Genomic DNA, 18551 nt, shown 5'->3' with positions numbered 1-18551 from the left:
ATATCCTTAGAGTTCTATCTCTAAAGCAACAGGGCAATGGTCACTTCCCATTACTTCTGCCATAATATAGGCATTTTTGATACTATCTTTTAAGTCTTCACTTACATAGAAGTAATCAATTCTCCAGCCAACATTATTTGCTCTTGCATTTGCTCTATAACTCCACCAGCTATATGAGTCTTTCATATCACCATTTATATGTCTAAAAGTATCAACATACCCATGAGCTAAAAACTTATCAATCCATTCTCTCTCCATAGGTAAGAATCCAGAAGTTTTTTCATTTGCTTTTGGTCTTGCTAGGTCGATTTCTCTATGAGCTGTATTTACATCACCACATACAATGATAGATTTTCCTTCTTTTTTTAGATTTTCACAATGCTCTAAAAATCTATCGTAAAACTCCATTTTATATGTAAGTCTTTCTTCTTTTGATTGTCCATTTGGGAAGTACACATTAAAGTAAGCAATCTCTTTATCCCCAAGTTTAAAGTGAGCTTCGTTGATTCTTCCTTCATCAAGTATATCAACAGTAGGGCAGTTACAAGTAAAGTGTGGCTCTAAATCAGTAAAAAGTGCAACACCACTTCTTCCTTTTATAGCTGAACTTGATACATGAAGATTTTTATAGTTTTTATCAAAAATAGTTTCTGGGATTTGCTCTGCTTGTGCTTTTGTTTCTTGTAATCCAAGAATATCAATACTTGCATCATCTACCCATTTAAGTGCTTCCTTTTTATCAACTGCTCTAATACCGTTTACATTCCATGAAATAAATTTATAATTTTGTTTCGACATATAGTTCCTTTATTTTTTAAGAGAGTTTAAAAAGATAGTTAGTTGAGACATGCAGTCTTCATAGTTTTGTGAATCTTTTGATTTTTTGCTAAGAAGAATAGCTCCTTCTAAAGTAGCTATTATAAAAGTAGCGCACTGTTGTATATTTGTATTCTCTTTTAATTGATTGTTTTTAAGTGCTTTATTAAGTGCATCTATAAATAGATTTTTCCAGTTTTGAAGTATCTCTTCTAAAACTAAAGCGAAGTCTTCATCTTGGTCAAAAGACTCTTGCATCAAGTTTCCAAAGGCACAACCATTTGTTAAATCCCAACTTTTAGTATCTAACAAAATAGATGTTAAGACAGAGATAGTATCCTCTTTTTCATCTATTAGTGGTTTCCATTTTCTTTCTATTCTTGTTTGTTGTTGCTCTTTTATCATAGCTAGTACCATCTCTTTTTTAGAAGAGAAGTAGTGGTACATAGCTCCTTTTTTTACCTCTGCACGATTTAAAATATTTGCTAGTGAAGCTCCGATGTAGCCTTTTGTAAAGACTTCTTCAAAGGTAGCTTCTATCAATTTCTCTCTTACCGTACTCATTAAACCTCTTATGAATTTTTCTGTATTATATCCAATATTGTTTGAGGTTCGCTTCGTTTAGTATAATCTTCATCTATGAAACTGTAGATTATTTCTTGGTTTTTATTTATTATATATGTTGCAGGCATTGGTAGTTCGTATGAATCTTCTTTATTTGAACTTTCAATATCTATTCCAAAACTTTTATAGATAGGTCTTAGTTCCTCAGCAAGAGAAAATACTAGTCCATACTCTTTTGCAACTTTGTTTTCATTATCACTTAAAACCTCAAATGCTAACTCATTTTTCTCTTTTGTTGAAAGAGATGAGTCAGGAGTTTGTGGAGAAATAGCTATGATTTTTGCATTTAATTTTGCAAGTTCATCATTGATAGTTTGTAAAGCTTTTAGTTCTAAATTACAATAAGGACACCATTGACCTCTGTAGAAGTTTATTACTACAAACTCATTGTTCTCTAAAGCTTCTTTTAGTGAAACAGGTTTATTAACTGCATTTGGTAATTCAAAGTTGATTGCTTTGTCACTTACTTTTAGTGCATCTTTTGAAAGACTTAATCTTTTTAACTCTTCCGTTGCATCTAACATAACTTTTTGAATATCTTCTGGAACTTTCTCTTTAAAAGCTTCTTGGTATTTTTTGATTTCATCTAATAATCTAAACATGATTTTTTCCTTTTAAAATAAAACCGACCAGTTGGTCTGTTGAAATATTAACAAGATTTTTCAATCTTGTCAAGAACTTTTAAAAAAATTATTTTTCTATTTTGATAGTTGGTTGTTTTGGTTTAGAAGGTTCTTTAGGTTTTTTTATTGTTAAGTCTTGTAAAGAGTTAAGACTTTTTTGATTTGAAAAGTGTGATGAGTTTCCAAGTAGTTTATCACCTTTTCCGCCATGCATATCGATTTTACCTTTTTCTTGGTTGTAGTAATTGTTTGCAAATAGTGATGTACAAAGAAGTGCTACAAAAATACTAAGCTTCACTTTTTTTCCTTTTTAAGTTTTTAGCCATACCATAAAGCGTGATTAGTATCCAAAATACTTCAATAATAAATGAACCTAAGTTAAAATGCACACATAATGATATGAATAACAATATTGCACCAACTAGGTTTAAAACCTGATAAGGTAGAGAACTTATAGTATATTTATTAGTTTGTAGTAAAAAATATGCCACGACAACAAAGAGCATTCCTACAAAACCTATAAACTGATATATATCCATTTCCAAATTATTTTACCTTTTATTTTAAGTTTGAGTGTGGTATTTTACTAAAAATTATTTATAAAGATATTAGAGATGTCACAAGAGATTTTGCTGGGAATTATTACCTTTTTTACATCTACTATTGCAGGAGTTGTTGGTCTTGGTGGAGGAATGATTTTAATCGCTATTCTTCCTTCTTTTTTACCCATCAATGCTTTAGTTCCTGTTCATGGTTTGACACAATTAAGTAGTAACTTAAGTCGTGCAGTTTTTGGATATAAAGATGTAAAAGTAGAAGTTATACCTAAGTTTTTGATTGGCTCACTTGCTGGTGTATCTTTTTTTGCTGTTATTTTGTATTTTGTTTCATTAACATATATTCCTCTTTTTATAGGAATTTATATTTTGCTTTCTCTATGGAGTCAAAAGTTTAATGACAAAATCAAAAAATTTGAAAGTTATTATTTAATTGGTTTTATTCAAAGTGGTTTTTCTATTGTTGTTGGTGCTACTGGACCACTTGCAACAACACTTTTAGTTAAAGATTACAATGATAAACACACAGTTGTAGCTACTGCTGCTGCCTTGATGAGTATTACTCACTTGCTTAAAGTTTTTGCTTTTATGATTTTCGGGTTTATATTTTTTGATTATATTGGTATCTTGGTTGCCATGATTATAGGAGCAGTTGCTGGAAGTTATGCAGGAACAAAACTAAGAGATAAAATTGATGGTAAAAAATTTATGCTAGCATTAAAAATTATCTTATCACTTATGGCTATCAAGCTTGTTATTTTTGTATTTATGTAAAAAGAGGACACATGTTAAAAGGAATTATTACACTATTATTTTTTCAATTTATAGGTGAATGTATTGCTAAACTTTTTGATTTATTAGTACCTGGACCAGTTATTGGTATGGTTTTATTACTTATTTTCTTAATCATTAGAAAGGCTAGTTTTCCAAGCCTTGACAATGCAGTTTCAATTCATTTAAGATATTTACCTATGTTATTTATCCCCGCTGCGATGGGAATTATTACGCAAGTTGATATTATCTCAAAAGAGTTTTGGGCTATTACAGTTTCACTATTTGTAGGAACAATTATTGCCTTAGGTTTTTGTGCTAAATTAATGGATTACTTAACAATCAGACAGGAGAATAAAAAATGAATATAGATGCACTTATACAGTACGTTACAAACACTCCTCTTGTATGGTTGTTATTAACTTTAGGTTCATTCAAAATTGGAATTATTGTTTATGAGAAGTTTGATAAACACACGCTTTTACAGCCAATCATTATTGCATATTTGATTATTATGACAGCACTTATTACTACTGGAGTTTCTTATGAAGAGTATTTTAAAGGAGTTGAGATTATTCACTTCTTTTTAGGCCCTGCAACGGTTGCATTAGCACTTCCTTTATATAAGAACTTAAAGCATATTAAGTCGCTATTTTTCCCGATATTTATTACACTTGTTGTAGCAGGGACATTTACTATTGCAATTGCAATTGCTTTATTGTGGGCTTTAGATGCACAACTTCCAACGATGTTATCAATGACTACAAAATCAATCACCGCTCCAATTGCGATTATTACATCTGAGCAAATTGGTGCAATACCTTCTTTAGCAGTTGGTTTTGTGATTATTACTGGAATTATTGGGGCACTTTTAGGAACAGCTATTTTTAAACTTTTAAAAATCAAACATGATACTTCAAAAGGTTTTGCCCTTGGAGTAGTTTCTCATGGTATAGGAACTGCAAGAGCTATTGAAATCTCTGAAAAAGCAGCAGCTTTTGGAGCTTTAGCTATGGGACTAACAGGAATACTAACAGCAGTTTTTCTTCCTTTAGTTGTACAACTTTTTAAATAGATGGAAAAGATATTTAAGTCACGTGTAGCTTTGCTATACATTATGTCTATATCTATGGTTTTCTCTTTTTCTGCATGGATGAGTCTGCTTAATAACTTTGTTATTGAAGCAGCTTCATTTGATGGAAGCCAGATAGGGATTTTACAAAGTTTAAGAGAGATACCTGGATTTTTAGCTTTTACAGTTGTATTAGTGATAATATTTGTAGCTCAACAAAGACTTGCATATATCTCTATGCTGATGCTTGGTGTTGGGGTTTTATTAACAGGATTTTATCCTTCTGCACTAGGGCTTTATATTACAACAGTAATTATGTCTATAGGTTTTCATTATCTTGAAACATTAAATCAGTCATTAGCCTTGCAATGGCTAAGTAAAGAGAAAGCACCTATTATTTTAGGAAAGATAACTGCGGCTAAATCTTTTACTTCACTTGTAGTTTTTGTACTTATTTATGTGATGATGAAGTTTTATTCTGTAGAGTATAAATATGTTTATGCCTTTTTTGGAGGGGTGACTTTAGTTGTTGGGATAATCTCTTGGATGGCATTTGAACATTTTAAAGATGATGTTGTTCAAGAAAAGAAAATCACACTTAAAAAAGAGTATTGGCTTTTTTATGTTCTAACTTTCTTTGCGGGAGCTAGAAGACAAATCTTTATTGTATTTGCAGGATTTTTACTTGTAGAAAAGTTTGGGGTAGATGTTCATAATATGGTTGCACTTCTATTTATAAACTCTGTTTTAAATATGTATTTTGCTCCAAAGATAGGAAAATTTATTGTTAAATTTGGTGAGAGAAATACTCTAAGGTTTGAGTATATTGGACTTATGCTAGTATTTGTTTCTTATGCTTTTGTTGAAAATCTTTATGTGGCATATTTTCTTTTTGTAATTGATCATATTCTGTTTTCTATGGCAATTGCCCTTAAAACATATTTTCAAAAAATTGCTGACCCAAAAGATATCGCAAGTGCAAGTGCTGTGTCATTTACTATAAATCATATTGCAGCAGTATTTTTACCTGCTCTTTTAGGATTAGTTTGGCTTTATTCTACTTCTTTAGTATTTATTATTGGTGCAAGTATTGCTTTATTGTCTTTTTCTTTATCGTTTTTGATACCAAGGCATCCCGACCAAGGTTTGGAAACTACTTTAAAACAAAGATAAAGAGAGCTTATTTTTTTAGAAGCTTTAAAAGTAAGCTTCTAAAAAGCTCTAACTCTTCTTTGTTTAGTTCAGAAAAACACTCTTCTTCAAAGTTTAGAACATCTTTCATAACCTTGTCGTGAGTCTCTTTTCCTAAAGAGGTTAGTTGTACTAATTTACTTCTTTTATCAAACTCATTTTCAAGTCTAATAATATAGTTTTTCTTTTCTAACTTTTTTAGAACCTTTGTTATTGCTCCACCAGTAAAAAGAAGTCTTTCATATAGTTTTGTAGGTGAAAGAATATGTTCATCATTTTCACTCATTCTTAAACATGATAATACATCTAGTTCACTATGAGTTATTTGATATTTATCTTCTTCTAGTTTTGTTACACCACCAAACATTTTGTTGTAAAACATATAAAAAGGAATAGTTACATTTGATATTTCATTATATGTTTCTGGTGACTTTTCTTTATTTCTTTGAATGTCTTTTTCTAAATCTTTTATTTTCATAGGGTGATTATATACAAACTCTAGTTAAATACAAGTATTTTAAAAGTATTTTACTAGTAAAATAAATTAAGTTTTAAAATGATATTATTCAAAAAAAAGAAAAAGGAAACAAATGAAAAGAGGACTACTTGTAGTTTTTTCTATGCTTTTATTTATATCAAATAGTTTAATAGCAAAGGAAAATGAACTAACATATAAAGTTCATAGAGCAGGGGAAGATGGATTTAATCTTGCTTCTGTTTTAGTTTTAGGGAAAAAAGAGGCTGTATTAATAGATGCTCATTTTACAAAAGCAGATGCACATAAAGTTGTAGCACAAGTTTTGAAAAGTAAAAGAGAACTAAAAAAAATCTATGTAAGTCATGGTGACCCTGATTATTACTTTGGTTTAGAAGTTATCACAAAAGCATTTCCAAAAGCTAAGATATATGCTACTAAACAAACTGTTGCACATATAAAAAAGACTTATCAAGATAAGTTAAACTATTGGGGTCCAAAGCTAGAAAACAATGCTCCTTCATATGTGTTGATACCTTCTATTTTAGAAAAAGATTTTATAGAGTTAGAAGATAAAAAATTAAAAATTATGAATTTTAACTCAACAAGATCTTATGTTTATGTACCAAGTATAAAAGCTATCTTTGGAGGTATTAATATTACTGATAAAGAGCATTTATGGATGGCAGATACTTCTACTAAAAAAGAAAGAGAACAGTGGTTAAAAGTTTTAAAAGATATGAAGAAACTTGAGATAAAAACTGTTATTCCTGCCCACTCAAAAGAAGGAAGTAAAAATGATATAAGTACTATTGAGTTTTCTATAAAGTATCTTGAGACTTACGAAAAAGCTGTATCAAAAGCAAAAAACTCAAAAGAGCTAATCTCTATAATGCAAACTATTTATCCAAAGTTAGATAAAGATAGTTTTTCTTTAAAGCTAGGGGCGCAAGTAGTAAAAGGAGAAGTAAAGTGGTAAAACCACTTTCTTCTTAATACTCAAGAGTTTTTAAGTACTCAGCAATTTTAGGGACATTGTCTTTTCTACAAATAAGACAAGTAGGAATATAAGCTGTCTTTTTATCTAATTTTGTGATTTTTAAATCTTTGCTAAAGCCTAGTTTATCAACTAAGTTTGTTGGAAGTAAAGTTTTTCCCATACCTGATTTTACACAAGCTAAGATTGTCTCTAAACTACCAAATGCAAGTGATTTTTCTATATCTTCACCTTTTTGAATATAGTAGTTTTTTAAAAACTCATCATAAGCACAACCTTCTTTAAAGGATAAAATCACATTTGGACAAGCTTCATCTTGTGGTTCTAAGATGGCTATTTCTTCTTCAAGTTTTTGTAAAACCATAAGCTCTTCGTGGTTTGGTTCCCCACTTATAAAAGCGATATCAACTTTATAGTTTAATATCATTTGTATCACATCTCTTGTTGTTCCAGTTAGAAGTTCAAGTTGAATTTTTGGATAGTCTTTATGAAGTTTCATTAAAAAAGAAGAGATTCTAACTGCTGCATTACAGTCTGTTGAACCAACTACAAGCTTTTTTTGATACTGCATGTTTTGCATATCTAAAACTGCATTCTCTACTTTTTTTACTATTTCAACTGCGTGTTTATAAAGCTTTTCTCCCTCATAAGTTAGAACTACACCTTTTGGAACACGATGAAATAGTGAGTAGCCAACTGATTTTTCAAGTTGTTTTATTCTTGATGTAATATTTGATTGAGCAAAGCCTAGTTTTTTTGCAGCTAAAGTAATACTTTGTTCTTGGGCAACTGCTACAAATACCTTTAATAAATTTGAGTCCATCACTTTTCCTTATATCATTAATCACGATTTGATATTTGACACATCATCATTTTTAGTGATATTATACACAAAAGTTTTTAAAAAGGGAAAAGAAACTTATGAATATTAATTTACTGGATAGAAATAGTAATCCAGCAATTATCTTAGCAGGAATACTTGCTTTAATAGTAGGAGTTGGAGTTGCAAGATTTGTATTTACTTCACTTCTTCCTCCTATGTTAGATGATTTTCTAACGATTACTTTTGCAGGAGTATTAGCTTCAATTAACTTTGTTGGTTATTTGGGTGGTTCTATTTTTGCAATCTTTATTAAAGATATCAATACAAAAGTAAAGTTTTTTAGATTTGGAATATTTTTATGTCTAGCTACTACTTTAGTATTAGGTATAAGTTCAAATGAAACCTTATGGGCTATTTCAAGGATAGTTGCTGGTTTTGGTGCAGCTATGGCACTTGTTGTTGGTTCGGCAATTGTTATGACAAAACTAAAAATGGATAATAAAACAAAAGCTATGGGAATCCACTTTAGTGGTATTGGTTTTTCTGTTTTTGTAACGGATTTAATTGTAAGAGCTGTGTTTGCTTATGAAGGAAGTTGGAGAGATGCTTGGATAGTTTTAACTATCTTTGGTTTTATAGCTTCGATGTATTCTATGTATATTTTATCTTTTGATAAAGAGTTAAAACAAAACGTAGTGAAACACAAGTTTGATAAGTCTTTATTTTCACCTTTTGTGATTTTACTTATTATTGCATACTTTACAGAAGGTGTAGGTTTTGTTGTTCAAGGAACATTTTTACCTGATATTATTAATTCACTTGAAGGCTTAGATGGTTATGGAAGTTTTACTTGGACTTTAGTTGGTCTTGCTGGTATTCCATCTTGTATTATTTGGATGACATTAGCGAATAAGTTTGGAAGTGTGAATATTATTATAATAGCTATGCTTTTACAAGTGGTTGGAATACTTATTTCAGCTCTTACAACAAATGTTTATTTAAACCTTTTTTCTGGGGTTTTATATGGTGGAACATTTGTAGGACTTGTAGCACTTTTTATGAACTTAGGTGGAAAACTAGCTGGAAGTAATCCTGTTATTTTGATGGGAGCTTTAACAACAGCTTATGGAATAGGGCAAGTTGGTGCCCCACTTTATAGTGTAAAGTTAATTGAGATTTATGGAAACTATTCAAATGCACTTTATGTAACAGCGGCAATTGTGTTAGCAGGAGTTGTGCTTTTATTTGTAGCAAAGAAGTTTGCAACGCAAGAACAAAGTAGAATATAAAAAAGTAAAGGAAAAAATTTATGCCAATAATAAACGTAAAAATGACACATGAAGATGGTGGAGCAACAAAAGAACAAAAAGAACAATTAGCTCAAAAACTTACTCAAGCTTTTGTTGATGTTTTTGGTAGAGGTGAGAAAACTTGTGTTGTAACTATTGAAGAAGTATCTACTGATAATTATGCAATTGGTGGAAAAACAATTACAAATATTAGAAAAGGATAATTAATGTATTCAGTAATATTTGAAGTTGAAATAGCTGATGGAAAAAAAGAACAATATTTAAATATAGCAACTCATTTAAAAGAGCAGTTAGTTAAGATGCCAGGTTTTATTTCAATTGAGAGATTCCAGTCTTTAGTAAATGAAGGAAAGCTTTTATCTTTATCTTTTTGGGAAGATGAAAAGTCATTATTAAACTGGAAAAAAAATATAGATCACATGTCTGCACAAAAACAAGGTAGAGAATCAATATTTAAAGATTATAAAACTTCTATTGCAAAAATACAGAGAAGTTATACTATGGAAAGTAGTGATTTTAATATGTAAACTTATCTAGGATTTTAAAAATATCCTAGGTATTTATGGTTTTTGTATACAAACTGTATAACTCTTTCTGAAATCTCATCTAAAAAAGTATATAACTCATCAAGAAATGTTTTTTGAGCATATGCGCTATTAGTCATTGCCATACCTTATCCTTTTTTACTTATGTTTAGAGTATTTTAAAATAGTAATTATTAAAAAAACATATAAGTTACAATTTACTTTAATAACATAAATCACACTTTTACCCCTCTTTAGCATGTTACAATTTTCACACATTTAAAGGAGAAAAAATGTTAGCTGAAATAAATGACTTTTTAAATAACCTAATTTGGGGTAATATTCTAATCTATTTACTTCCTGCTTTAGGTATATTTTTTACGATAACATCAAGATTTGTTCAATTTAGATATTTCTTTAAGATGTTTAATGTATTAAGAGATACAGTTCACGATAAAGAAGGACATATTAGTTCTTTTCAAGCTTTAATGTTAAGTGTTGCTGGACGTGTTGGTGGTGGTAATATTGCTGGTGTTGCTGTTGCTATTACACTTGGTGGACCAGGTGCAGTATTCTGGATGTGGATTATTGGTCTTATTGGAATGAGTACAAGTTTCTTTGAGTGTTCATTAGCTCAACTATATAAAGAAAAAGATGGGGAAGACTCTTGTGTATACAGAGGTGGACCAGCTTATTATGTAACAAAAGCCTTAGGTCAAAGATGGCTTGGTGTTATTATCTCAGTTTTACTAATGATTACTTTCGGGTTTGCATTTAATGCAACTCAATCTTTTATTATCTCAACTTCTTTTGAAGCATCATTTGATATTCCTACTTGGATTACAGGTGGAATTGTTACTTTAGTTTTTGCAATTGCTATTTTTGGTGGTGTAAAAAGAATTACTAGATTCTCAGAAGTTATTGTTCCTGTAATGGCAATGGGATATTTACTTATTGCAATAGTTGTTATTGCTCTTAATGTAGAAAAAATCCCTGCACTTATTACAATGATTATAGAACAAGCATTTAATCCTTCTTCTGCTATTGGTGGTGGTATTGGTGCTGTTATTTTACAAGGTGCAAAAAGAGGTATGTTCTCAAATGAAGCTGGACTTGGTTCTGCTCCAAATGTTGCAGCAGTAGCTTATGTAGCTCACCCAGTTCAACAAGGTATCGTTCAGTCATTCTCAGTATTTATTGATACTATTATTTTATGTTCTTGTACAGCATTTATTATTCTTTTATCAGGTGTTTATTCTCCTGGACAAGAAGGTGTACAAGGTGTTCTTCTTACTCAAAATGCACTTATTGAACATATTGGACCATTTGGTGGATATTTTGTAACTGTTGCATTATTTTTATTTGGACTTTCATCTATGTTATACAACTACTATCTTGCAGAAAATAGTTTAAACTTCTTCTCAAAAGGGAACACTATGCTATTTAATGGATTTAGAATTTTATGTGTAGCACTTATTATTTGGGGTTCATTCCAAGATTTAAGTTCAATCTTCTCATTTGCTGATTTATCAATGGGATTATTAGCAGTTATCAACTTAGTTGTTATTGCAATTTTATATAAACCAGTTCTTAGACTAATCAAAGGTTATGATAGACAATTAAAAGAGGGAAGAAAACCTGTTTTAAGATATAATGATTATCATGAGTTTAAAATTGATAAAGATACATGGAAAGAGATTGTAGATAATATCAATGATAAAAAACAAAAAGCATAAATAAAGAAGTAAGATTTTCTTACTTCTTTATGTTTTATGGAGTTAAGATGTTTAATAAAGAAGGGATTCCTTTTTTTACTGTTACCATTCCTTTTTTAAGTATTTTATTTATCGCTTTTTTTGCTACTTCATACCACTTAAAAGTGACAAATGAAACCTTTGAGCTAAATATTCAACAATATAAAAAACTTTACGCTTCTTCAAAAATAGAAAAAGAAACTATAGATATATTAATAAAAGAAAAAACTAAAGAGCATGAAATCTATCAAAAAAAGTTTACTGATTTTATGATGGTTTTAACTATTGCAATTATTATATTTATGGCTTTATTTTCACTTCTTATGATTTCAATTATAAATGATGTTGTAAAGAAGTATAAACAGCAAGTTGAAACAGAAGAGAAGAAACTTCAAAACCTAAATAAAAACCTTGCAAGTAAAGTAGCAATTGGAATTGAAGAGGGTAAACGAAAAGATAAAGCTATTTTACAACAATCAAAATTAGCAAGAATGGGTTCTATGATAAGTATGATTGCCCATCAATGGAGACAGCCTTTAACAGAACTTTCTGGTGTGTTAATGGAGCTTGAAACTGCAACTAGATTTAAAAAAGTCACAGATAAACATATTCTAAACTCAATTGAAAGAAGTGATAAGATGATTGAGTTTATGTCAAATACTATTGATGACTTTAGAAACTTCTTTAAACCAGATAAGAAAAAAGAGCAGTTTTCTATTTTAGATTCTTGCCAAAAAGCAATAAATCTAATAAACGCATCTTTAGATGATAGTAATATAAAATTGGTTGTGGATGTTAAGAATGATAAAGAGATAAATGGTTATCCAACAGAGTATTCACAAGTGATTTTAAATCTTTTAATGAATGCAAGGGATATCTTAGTAGAAAAGAGAGTTGAAAATCCACAAATAACAATAACAATTGATACAAAAGGTATCTTAAGTATAGTAGAATTAAAAGATAATGCAGGTGGAATAAAATATGAGCATTTTGATTTGATTTTCGACCCATATTTTAGTACAAAAGATTCTTCAAAAGGTACTGGATTAGGATTATATATTTCAAAACTTATTATTGAAAGAAATATGGGTGGAGAATTAAGTGTCTCAAATGATAAAGAAGGCGCAGTGTTTAAAATAGTATTAGCAGGATAAAGCATGGATGAAAAGTTATTAGAAGAGTTAAAAAGTGTTCCAATTTTATGTGTTGAAGATGAAGATGGAATTAGACAGATTATAGTAGAGACTTTAAAGTATTATTTTGATGAGGTTTATGAAGCAAGAGATGGGGAAGAAGCCTATGAAATATACCAAGAGTATAAGCCAAAAATCATTCTTTCAGATATACAAATGAAAAACTGCAATGGAATAGAGTTTGTAAGAAGAGTTAGGAAAGAGGATACTTCAACTGTAATATTTATGTTGACAGCTTACTCTAATGAAGAGTATTTATTTGATTTAATAAATCTAAATATTAATCACTTTATTTTAAAGCCTTTAAATCTAAAAAAGCTAAATGAAGCTTTAATGAAGTATGTAAGTAAATCACAAGAGCCAATTGAACTTTGTGAAGATATGTATTTAGATTTACAAAAGCGTGAGATTAGTTATAATGGTGAGACTATAATATTAAGAAAAAGAGAGAAAGAGTTTTTACAACTTTTATATGAGAAAAAAGATTCGATATTAACTTATATTCAAATTGAAGATGAGCTATGGGCTGAAAGAGAGATGACAAGCCATGCTTTAAAGTCATTTATCAAGGATTTAAGACATAAGTTACCAGTGAATGTAATCAAAAATGTTCCCCAAGAAGGGTATACTTTAGCAAAATTTGATTAATTTTTAAAAAGCACACTTTTTTCTTACTTCGTTTTTATATGATTGTGCTTTAAAACAGAAAAAGGCAAAAAATAATGGAAGAGAATTTCAGAATTGAAACAGATTTTTTAGGTGAAAAAAAGATTCCTAAGGATGCTTACTACGGTATTCAAACATTAAGAGCTAGTGAAAACTTTGACATCACACACACAAGTTTATCACTATTTCCTACTTTTATTAAATCCCTTGCAAAAGTTAAAAAAGCTTGTGCTTTAACTAACTATGAATTAGGTGATTTAAATGATATGCAAAGGGATGCAATCATTCAAGCTTGTAATGAGATAATTGATGGTAAGTTCCATGACCAATTTATTGTAGACCCAATTCAAGGTGGAGCAGGAACTTCTACAAATATGAATGCAAATGAAGTAATTGCAAATAGAGCTTTAGAGATATTAAAAAAATCAAGAAGTACATATGATATTGTTCATCCAAACAATCATGTGAATATGTCTCAATCGACAAATGATGTTTATCCAACAGCTATTAAAATCACTCTTTATGAGTTAATCTATAAGTTAAAAGATTCTCTTAGATATTTAAGAGATTCATTCAATGAAAAAGCAGTAGAGTTTAAAGACGTACTAAAGATGGGAAGAACTCAACTTCAAGATGCTGTTCCTATGACTTTAGGTCAAGAGTTTAAAACTTATGCTGTAATGATTGATGATGATATTTTTAGATTAAGAGATTGTCAAACTCTATTAAAAGAGGTAAACCTTGGTGCAACTGCTATTGGTACAGGAATTAATACTAAAAAAGCATATAGAAAAAAAGTAATCAATAATCTTAGAGATGTAACAGGTATTGATTATGAAAGTGCTAGTAACTTAATTGAAGCAACACAAGATACTGGTGACTTTGTTCATATCTCTGGTATTTTAAAAAGAGTTGCTATTAAAATCTCTAAAATATGTAATGACTTAAGACTTTTAAGTTCAGGACCAAGAGCTGGGCTAAATGAAATAAACTTACCTAAAATGCAACCAGGAAGTTCTATTATGCCAGGAAAAGTAAATCCTGTAATTCCAGAAGTTGTAAATCAAGTTGCTTATGAAGTAATTGGAGCAGATACAACTATCGCTTTAGCTTGTGAAGGTGGACAGTTACAGTTAAATGTATTTGAACCTTTAGTTGCATATAAACTATTTACTTCTATTAATATGATGAGAAGATCTTTTTATACTTTAGCTGAAAAATGTGTGAAAGGTATTACTGCAAATGAAGAAGTTTGTATGAATAATATCTTAAACTCAGTTACTCTTGTAACTTGCCTAAACCCAATTTTAGGATATGAAAAAAGTTCAGCTTTAGCAAAAGAAGCACTTGCAACAAACAAAAGAGTATATGATATTATCTTAGAGCAAGAGCTATTTACAAAAGAAGAATTAGATGAGCTTCTGCATCCAAAAAACATGGTAAATAACTACGACGATATTTAAAGGAAAAATAAATGAAAGTAACTGTAATAAATACAGGTGGAACATTTAACAAAAGATATAATCCAATAAAGGGACAACTTGAAGTCCCTTCGGATAATATTGCTTTAGATAAGATAATCGCTTCTTGTCATAATGTAGAGTTTGAGATTAAAAATATAGTTTCAAAAGATAGCCTTGATATGATAGATTCAGATAGAGAAAAAATTTGTGAAGCTATTAAATCAAGTGAAAATGACAAAGTGATTATTGTTCATGGAACAGATACTGTTCACTTAACTTCTGAATTAATAAAACAAAGAAAAATCAATAAAAAAATAGTATTTACTGGTGCTATGGTTCCTATGAGTATTGATGAGGTTGAAGCTACAATGAACTTCTCTCAAGCACTTGGTTTTTTAAGTGCAGATGTTGAAAATGGAACATATATTGCAATGCATGGAGTTGTAGTAGATTGTTCAAAATTAGTAAAAAATAGAGAATTAGGACAATTTTTAATTCAAGAATAATAATAGTTTTTTTACTAAACTTTAGATAAAATCAGCCAAAAATTAAAATAGGATATTTTTATGGCAATTTATACATGTGGACATACGACTCCTGATTCAGATTCTATTTGTTCAGCGATTTCGTTAGCTTATTTATTAAATAAAATTGGAAGAGACGCAACTCCTGCTAGACAAGGACCAGTTTCTCCTGAGACTCAATTTATTTTAGACAGATTCGGTTTTGAAGCACCTGAGCTTAAAACTGAATTTGCTGGTGAAGAGATTTTCATCACTGATTATTCTGATAGAGGACAAGCTCCTGCTGATATTGATGAGGCAACTATTGTTGGTATTGTTGACCACCACAAATTAGGTGACTTAACAACTTCAACTCCACTTGAATGTTGGATTAGACCTGTTGGTTGTACAAATACAATTGTAAAAGAGATGTATGATTATCACAAAGTTGAAATTCCTGCAAATATCGCTGGTGTAATGCTTTGTGCAATTCTTTCTGATACCGTTATTTTCAAATCACCAACTTGTACTCCAATTGATATTGAAGTTGTAAGAGAACTTGCCCAAATTGCTGGAGTTGAAGATTTTGGTGCTTTAGGTATGGAAATGTTCAAAGTAAAATCAGCAGTTGAAGGTGTTCCTGTTAGAGATTTAATTTTAAGAGACTATAAACCATTTGATATGCATGGAAATGCAGTTGGTATTGGTCAATTAGAAGTTATTGATTTAGCAATTTTTGATTCAATCAAAGATGAATTACAAGCTGATTTAGACAAATTAAGAGAAGAAAATAACTTGCATACTGCATGTTTAATCTTAACTGATATCATGAAAGAGGGTTCAGAAGTACTTGTTTCTTCAACTGATACAGCAGTATTTGAAAAAGCATTTGATGTAAAATTAGAAAATGGAAAAGTTTGGTTAGACGGTTGTCTTTCAAGAAAAAAACAAATTATTCCTTTCTTAGAACCTGCATTCGCATAATTATAAAAGAAGAACTTTTTAGTTCTTCTTGTCTTCAATGAAAACACAAATTTTCAAATCCTCAAAACTAAACTTTTTAGAACTAAGATATATAGAAAAAATCACCCAATGTCAAAAAATGCACTTGCATGAAGAACTAACGATCACAGCAATAAAAAAAGGCTCTTTAAATATCATTTTTAATGAAGACAAAAAACTTTTAAACCCTAAGGAACTGATAGTTATAAATGACCATATTTCCCATAGTGCTACTTTAAATGAAAGCTCTGAGCATGGTTATGTTTTATATATAAATAAAGAGTATTTAAAAGCTTTAGATATTTTTTATGACAAAGATTTTGAGCATATTTTTAGTGAAGAAGTATATAAAAAGTTTATCTCTTTATGTGAAATACTTCTTGATGAAAAAGCTTCTTTAATCTTTAAAGAAGAGCATTTTTTAGAGTTTTGTATTGATACTTTTTATAAAAATGAAGTTCAAAAATGTGAAAAAAATGATAAGCTAGCTTTTAAAATCAAAGAGTATTTAGATAAAAATTATTTAGAAGAACTTACCTTAGAAGAGATGGCTGAAACCTTTAATCTATCAACTATTCATTTAATAAGAGTCTTTAAAAAAGAGTTTGGACTTCCTATTCATTCTTATATTCTTAATAAAAAAGTTCACTATGCAAAAGAGTTATTGTCTTCAAATAAAAGTATTGTAGAAGTGGCTTTACAAAGTGGTTTTTTTGATCAAAGCCATCTAAATAGAAGTTTTAAAAGAGTTTTTCAACTAAGCCCAAAAGAGTTTCAAAAAAGCATCTTCTCTTAGGATGTTAATTTTGTACAAGACTTAAATTTTTTTATTTTATATACTTTGCAAAATGAATTTTGTGGAGTGAAGATGTTATATAAAAAATATAAACAATATCCAAGTGTAGAGAACTTAGAAAGACAATGGCCTAATAAAAAAATTGATAAAGCCCCAATATATTGTAGTGTAGATTTAAGAGATGGAAATCAAGCTTTAGTAAATCCTTTAAATGAAGAACAAAAATTAGAATACTTTCAAACTTTAGTAAAGATGGGATTTAAAAACATAGAAGTTGCATATCCAAGTGCTTCTGATACTGATTTTAATTTTGTTCGAAAACTTATTGAAGAGGATTTAGTTCCTTTAGATGTAGCTATTCAGATTTTAATTCCAGCAAAAAAAGAGTGGATTAAAAGAAGTGTAGAAGCAATGGTTGGAGTTAAAAATGCAGTTTTTCATTTATATAACCCAACAAATGAGTTTCAAAGAGAAGTAGTTTTTAAAAAGAGTAAAGAAGAGATTATTTTAATGGCAGTTGAGTCAATGAAATATTTAATCGAACTTACAAGTGAGTTTGAAGGAAAGATTACTTATCAATATTCTCCTGAGAGTTTCTCTCAAACTGAATTAGAGTTTGCACTTGAAATTTGTAATGAAGTAATAAAAGTAGTAAAGCCAACAGTTGAAAATAAAATGATTATAAATCTTCCAAATACTTTAGAAGCGTGTACGGCAAATGTTTATGCAGATAGAATAGAGTGGATGTGCAATAATTTAATAAACAAAGAAGCAGTAATCGTAAGTGTTCATCCTCACAATGATAGAGGAACTTCTGTCGCTTCTACTGAGTTAGCAGTTTTAGCAGGAGCTCAAAAAGTAGAAGGAACTCTGTTTGGAAATGGTGAGAGAGCAGGGAACTTAGATTTAGTAAATTTTGCTTTTAATATCTATTCACAAGGTATAAACCCAGAGCTTGATTTAACTTTTATAGATGAAGTTAAAAAGATGTATGAAAAAATGACACAGTTAAAAGTGCATGAAAGGCACCCTTTTGTAGGAGAGATGATTTTTACAGCTTTTAGTGGTGGACATCAAGATGCCGTGAAAAAAGGAATAGATTTTTATCGTGCAAATAAAAGTGAGTTTTGGACAGTTCCATATTTACCAATTGATCCAAGGGATATAAATAGAACTTTTGAAAATATTATTAGAGTAAATTCTCAATCAGGAAAAGGAGGAGTTGCTTTTATTATAGAAGAGTTTTTAAATGAAAAACTAAGTAAAGAAACTTCAATCAAGTTTGGAAAAATAGTTAAAAAACAAAGTGATACTTTACAAAGAGAACTAAATAAAGAAGAGATAATTAGCCTTTATAAAGAGAGTAAAAATACTTTTTAAATAATCCCTTT

At 29.6% G+C, this 18551-nt stretch carries 24 protein-coding genes; 16 read left to right on the top strand and 8 right to left on the bottom strand.

The genetic code is table 11. The features are described 5' to 3' along the window. Nucleotides 1-6: 6 nt before the first annotated feature. The 5 genes from CRV02_RS01765 to CRV02_RS01745 form a co-directional block, all read right to left on the bottom strand. The gene (locus CRV02_RS01765) at nucleotides 7-798 is read right to left on the bottom strand and encodes an exodeoxyribonuclease III (protein WP_129088902.1); all 792 of its coding nucleotides are present in this window, start codon (nucleotides 796-798) and stop codon (nucleotides 7-9) included. A 9-nt stretch (nucleotides 799-807) separates the two neighbouring features. Next, complete coding sequence (locus CRV02_RS14795; protein WP_164968947.1) at nucleotides 808-1380, bottom strand: TetR/AcrR family transcriptional regulator; 573 nt, start codon at nucleotides 1378-1380, stop codon at nucleotides 808-810. 8 nt (nucleotides 1381-1388) lie between these two features. Beyond that, on the bottom strand, nucleotides 1389-2042 hold the full coding sequence (locus CRV02_RS01755) for a peroxiredoxin-like family protein (RefSeq protein WP_129088901.1): 654 nt from the start codon (nucleotides 2040-2042) through the stop codon (nucleotides 1389-1391). An 88-nt stretch (nucleotides 2043-2130) separates the two neighbouring features. Then, nucleotides 2131-2361, bottom strand: a complete 231-nt coding sequence (locus CRV02_RS01750; RefSeq protein ID WP_128983897.1) for a hypothetical protein — start codon at nucleotides 2359-2361, stop codon at nucleotides 2131-2133. Continuing rightward, the gene (locus CRV02_RS01745; RefSeq protein WP_129088978.1) at nucleotides 2351-2602 is read right to left on the bottom strand and encodes a hypothetical protein; all 252 of its coding nucleotides are present in this window, start codon (nucleotides 2600-2602) and stop codon (nucleotides 2351-2353) included. Before CRV02_RS01745 ends, CRV02_RS01750 begins: the two co-directional genes overlap by 11 nt. Before the next feature lie 75 nt (nucleotides 2603-2677). Between CRV02_RS01745 and CRV02_RS01740 the strand changes: the two genes are divergently transcribed. Genes CRV02_RS01740 through CRV02_RS01725 form a run of 4 tightly spaced genes read left to right on the top strand, consistent with a single transcriptional unit; the run spans nucleotide 2678 to nucleotide 5636 of the window. After that, nucleotides 2678-3394: a sulfite exporter TauE/SafE family protein gene (locus tag CRV02_RS01740; RefSeq protein ID WP_129088900.1), complete on the top strand. Its 717-nt coding sequence runs from the start codon at nucleotides 2678-2680 to the stop codon at nucleotides 3392-3394. A gap of 11 nt (nucleotides 3395-3405) precedes the next feature. Then, nucleotides 3406-3756: a CidA/LrgA family protein gene (locus CRV02_RS01735; protein ID WP_129083884.1), complete on the top strand. Its 351-nt coding sequence runs from the start codon at nucleotides 3406-3408 to the stop codon at nucleotides 3754-3756. Then, nucleotides 3753-4466, top strand: a complete 714-nt coding sequence (locus tag CRV02_RS01730; protein ID WP_129088899.1) for an LrgB family protein — start codon at nucleotides 3753-3755, stop codon at nucleotides 4464-4466. The genes CRV02_RS01735 and CRV02_RS01730 overlap by 4 nt, the downstream gene beginning before the upstream one ends. Nucleotides 4467-4508: 42 nt before the next feature. After that, on the top strand, nucleotides 4509-5636 hold the full coding sequence (locus CRV02_RS01725; protein ID WP_258239204.1) for an MFS transporter: 1128 nt from the start codon (nucleotides 4509-4511) through the stop codon (nucleotides 5634-5636). 7 nt (nucleotides 5637-5643) lie between these two features. Here the strand turns inward: CRV02_RS01725 and CRV02_RS01720 are convergent, their stop codons facing one another. After that, nucleotides 5644-6132: a MarR family winged helix-turn-helix transcriptional regulator gene (locus CRV02_RS01720; RefSeq protein WP_258239000.1), complete on the bottom strand. Its 489-nt coding sequence runs from the start codon at nucleotides 6130-6132 to the stop codon at nucleotides 5644-5646. 112 nt (nucleotides 6133-6244) lie between these two features. Here CRV02_RS01720 and CRV02_RS01715 point away from each other — a divergent pair, with 112 nt between their 5' ends. Then, nucleotides 6245-7108, top strand: coding sequence for an MBL fold metallo-hydrolase (locus CRV02_RS01715; protein WP_129088897.1), 864 nt, complete (start codon nucleotides 6245-6247; stop codon nucleotides 7106-7108). 13 nt (nucleotides 7109-7121) lie between these two features. On the opposite strand, the gene CRV02_RS01710 is transcribed toward CRV02_RS01715, so the two are convergent. Next, complete coding sequence (locus CRV02_RS01710) at nucleotides 7122-7949, bottom strand: LysR family transcriptional regulator (RefSeq protein ID WP_129088896.1); 828 nt, start codon at nucleotides 7947-7949, stop codon at nucleotides 7122-7124. Between the two features lie 98 nt (nucleotides 7950-8047). On the opposite strand from CRV02_RS01710, the gene CRV02_RS01705 reads away from it, so the two are divergent. The 3 genes from CRV02_RS01705 to CRV02_RS01695 are packed head-to-tail and all read left to right on the top strand — an operon-like array spanning nucleotide 8048 to nucleotide 9786. Continuing rightward, nucleotides 8048-9238: a YbfB/YjiJ family MFS transporter gene (locus CRV02_RS01705; protein WP_129088895.1), complete on the top strand. Its 1191-nt coding sequence runs from the start codon at nucleotides 8048-8050 to the stop codon at nucleotides 9236-9238. A gap of 20 nt (nucleotides 9239-9258) precedes the next feature. Continuing rightward, nucleotides 9259-9462, top strand: coding sequence for a 4-oxalocrotonate tautomerase family protein (locus CRV02_RS01700; protein ID WP_129088894.1), 204 nt, complete (start codon nucleotides 9259-9261; stop codon nucleotides 9460-9462). A 3-nt stretch (nucleotides 9463-9465) separates the two neighbouring features. Beyond that, nucleotides 9466-9786, top strand: coding sequence for an antibiotic biosynthesis monooxygenase (locus CRV02_RS01695; protein ID WP_129088893.1), 321 nt, complete (start codon nucleotides 9466-9468; stop codon nucleotides 9784-9786). Between the two features lie 14 nt (nucleotides 9787-9800). On the opposite strand, the gene CRV02_RS15005 is transcribed toward CRV02_RS01695, so the two are convergent. Then, nucleotides 9801-9923 carry a hypothetical protein gene (locus CRV02_RS15005; RefSeq protein WP_258239203.1) on the bottom strand — a complete coding sequence of 41 codons (123 nt, stop codon included), beginning with the start codon at nucleotides 9921-9923 and terminating at the stop codon, nucleotides 9801-9803. 153 nt (nucleotides 9924-10076) lie between these two features. Here CRV02_RS15005 and CRV02_RS01690 point away from each other — a divergent pair, with 153 nt between their 5' ends. The 8 genes from CRV02_RS01690 (at nucleotide 10077) to CRV02_RS01655 (ending at nucleotide 18540) form a co-directional block, all read left to right on the top strand. Then, entirely contained in the window at nucleotides 10077-11519 is a 1443-nt protein-coding gene (locus CRV02_RS01690; RefSeq protein WP_129088892.1) for a sodium:alanine symporter family protein, read from the top strand. 47 nt (nucleotides 11520-11566) lie between these two features. After that, nucleotides 11567-12691 carry a sensor histidine kinase gene (locus CRV02_RS01685; protein WP_129083876.1) on the top strand — a complete coding sequence of 375 codons (1125 nt, stop codon included), beginning with the start codon at nucleotides 11567-11569 and terminating at the stop codon, nucleotides 12689-12691. Nucleotides 12692-12694: 3 nt separating this feature from the next. Then, the gene (locus CRV02_RS01680) at nucleotides 12695-13378 is read left to right on the top strand and encodes a response regulator transcription factor (protein ID WP_129083875.1); all 684 of its coding nucleotides are present in this window, start codon (nucleotides 12695-12697) and stop codon (nucleotides 13376-13378) included. 74 nt (nucleotides 13379-13452) lie between these two features. Further along, nucleotides 13453-14859: an aspartate ammonia-lyase gene (gene aspA, locus CRV02_RS01675; protein ID WP_129088891.1), complete on the top strand. Its 1407-nt coding sequence runs from the start codon at nucleotides 13453-13455 to the stop codon at nucleotides 14857-14859. A gap of 11 nt (nucleotides 14860-14870) precedes the next feature. Further along, nucleotides 14871-15365, top strand: a complete 495-nt coding sequence (locus CRV02_RS01670) for an asparaginase domain-containing protein (protein WP_129083873.1) — start codon at nucleotides 14871-14873, stop codon at nucleotides 15363-15365. A gap of 60 nt (nucleotides 15366-15425) precedes the next feature. Then, entirely contained in the window at nucleotides 15426-16346 is a 921-nt protein-coding gene (locus tag CRV02_RS01665) for a manganese-dependent inorganic pyrophosphatase (protein WP_129088890.1), read from the top strand. A 37-nt stretch (nucleotides 16347-16383) separates the two neighbouring features. Next, nucleotides 16384-17160 (top strand): helix-turn-helix transcriptional regulator, encoded by a 777-nt coding sequence (locus tag CRV02_RS01660; RefSeq protein WP_129088889.1) that lies wholly within the window; start codon nucleotides 16384-16386, stop codon nucleotides 17158-17160. A gap of 72 nt (nucleotides 17161-17232) precedes the next feature. Further along, nucleotides 17233-18540, top strand: a complete 1308-nt coding sequence (locus tag CRV02_RS01655) for a 2-isopropylmalate synthase (protein ID WP_129088888.1) — start codon at nucleotides 17233-17235, stop codon at nucleotides 18538-18540. Nucleotides 18541-18551 lie beyond the last annotated feature (11 nt).

Origin of the sequence: Arcobacter sp. CECT 8989, assembly GCF_004116715.1 — a bacterium.
In the GTDB taxonomy this organism is placed as follows: domain Bacteria; phylum Campylobacterota; class Campylobacteria; order Campylobacterales; family Arcobacteraceae; genus Halarcobacter.
This window is presented reverse-complemented; position numbering and strand designations above follow the sequence as displayed.

What these genes read in the sequence shown, in the direction of transcription:
- CRV02_RS01765 (WP_129088902.1), bottom strand. Translation starts at nt 798, where the DNA reads ATGTCGAAACAAAATTATAAATTTATTTCATGGAATGTAAACGGTATT.
- CRV02_RS14795 (WP_164968947.1), bottom strand. Translation starts at nt 1,380, where the DNA reads ATGAGTACGGTAAGAGAGAAATTGATAGAAGCTACCTTTGAAGAAGTC.
- CRV02_RS01755 (WP_129088901.1), bottom strand. Translation starts at nt 2,042, where the DNA reads ATGTTTAGATTATTAGATGAAATCAAAAAATACCAAGAAGCTTTTAAA.
- CRV02_RS01745 (WP_129088978.1), bottom strand. Translation starts at nt 2,602, where the DNA reads ATGGATATATATCAGTTTATAGGTTTTGTAGGAATGCTCTTTGTTGTC.
- CRV02_RS01740 (WP_129088900.1), top strand. Translation starts at nt 2,678, where the DNA reads ATGTCACAAGAGATTTTGCTGGGAATTATTACCTTTTTTACATCTACT.
- CRV02_RS01735 (WP_129083884.1), top strand. Translation starts at nt 3,406, where the DNA reads ATGTTAAAAGGAATTATTACACTATTATTTTTTCAATTTATAGGTGAA.
- CRV02_RS01730 (WP_129088899.1), top strand. Translation starts at nt 3,753, where the DNA reads ATGAATATAGATGCACTTATACAGTACGTTACAAACACTCCTCTTGTA.
- CRV02_RS01725 (WP_258239204.1), top strand. Translation starts at nt 4,509, where the DNA reads ATGTCTATATCTATGGTTTTCTCTTTTTCTGCATGGATGAGTCTGCTT.
- CRV02_RS01720 (WP_258239000.1), bottom strand. Translation starts at nt 6,132, where the DNA reads ATGAAAATAAAAGATTTAGAAAAAGACATTCAAAGAAATAAAGAAAAG.
- CRV02_RS01715 (WP_129088897.1), top strand. Translation starts at nt 6,245, where the DNA reads ATGAAAAGAGGACTACTTGTAGTTTTTTCTATGCTTTTATTTATATCA.
- CRV02_RS01710 (WP_129088896.1), bottom strand. Translation starts at nt 7,949, where the DNA reads ATGGACTCAAATTTATTAAAGGTATTTGTAGCAGTTGCCCAAGAACAA.
- CRV02_RS01705 (WP_129088895.1), top strand. Translation starts at nt 8,048, where the DNA reads ATGAATATTAATTTACTGGATAGAAATAGTAATCCAGCAATTATCTTA.
- CRV02_RS01700 (WP_129088894.1), top strand. Translation starts at nt 9,259, where the DNA reads ATGCCAATAATAAACGTAAAAATGACACATGAAGATGGTGGAGCAACA.
- CRV02_RS01695 (WP_129088893.1), top strand. Translation starts at nt 9,466, where the DNA reads ATGTATTCAGTAATATTTGAAGTTGAAATAGCTGATGGAAAAAAAGAA.
- CRV02_RS15005 (WP_258239203.1), bottom strand. Translation starts at nt 9,923, where the DNA reads ATGACTAATAGCGCATATGCTCAAAAAACATTTCTTGATGAGTTATAT.
- CRV02_RS01690 (WP_129088892.1), top strand. Translation starts at nt 10,077, where the DNA reads ATGTTAGCTGAAATAAATGACTTTTTAAATAACCTAATTTGGGGTAAT.
- CRV02_RS01685 (WP_129083876.1), top strand. Translation starts at nt 11,567, where the DNA reads ATGTTTAATAAAGAAGGGATTCCTTTTTTTACTGTTACCATTCCTTTT.
- CRV02_RS01680 (WP_129083875.1), top strand. Translation starts at nt 12,695, where the DNA reads ATGGATGAAAAGTTATTAGAAGAGTTAAAAAGTGTTCCAATTTTATGT.
- aspA (WP_129088891.1), top strand. Translation starts at nt 13,453, where the DNA reads ATGGAAGAGAATTTCAGAATTGAAACAGATTTTTTAGGTGAAAAAAAG.
- CRV02_RS01670 (WP_129083873.1), top strand. Translation starts at nt 14,871, where the DNA reads ATGAAAGTAACTGTAATAAATACAGGTGGAACATTTAACAAAAGATAT.
- CRV02_RS01665 (WP_129088890.1), top strand. Translation starts at nt 15,426, where the DNA reads ATGGCAATTTATACATGTGGACATACGACTCCTGATTCAGATTCTATT.
- CRV02_RS01660 (WP_129088889.1), top strand. Translation starts at nt 16,384, where the DNA reads ATGAAAACACAAATTTTCAAATCCTCAAAACTAAACTTTTTAGAACTA.
- CRV02_RS01655 (WP_129088888.1), top strand. Translation starts at nt 17,233, where the DNA reads ATGTTATATAAAAAATATAAACAATATCCAAGTGTAGAGAACTTAGAA.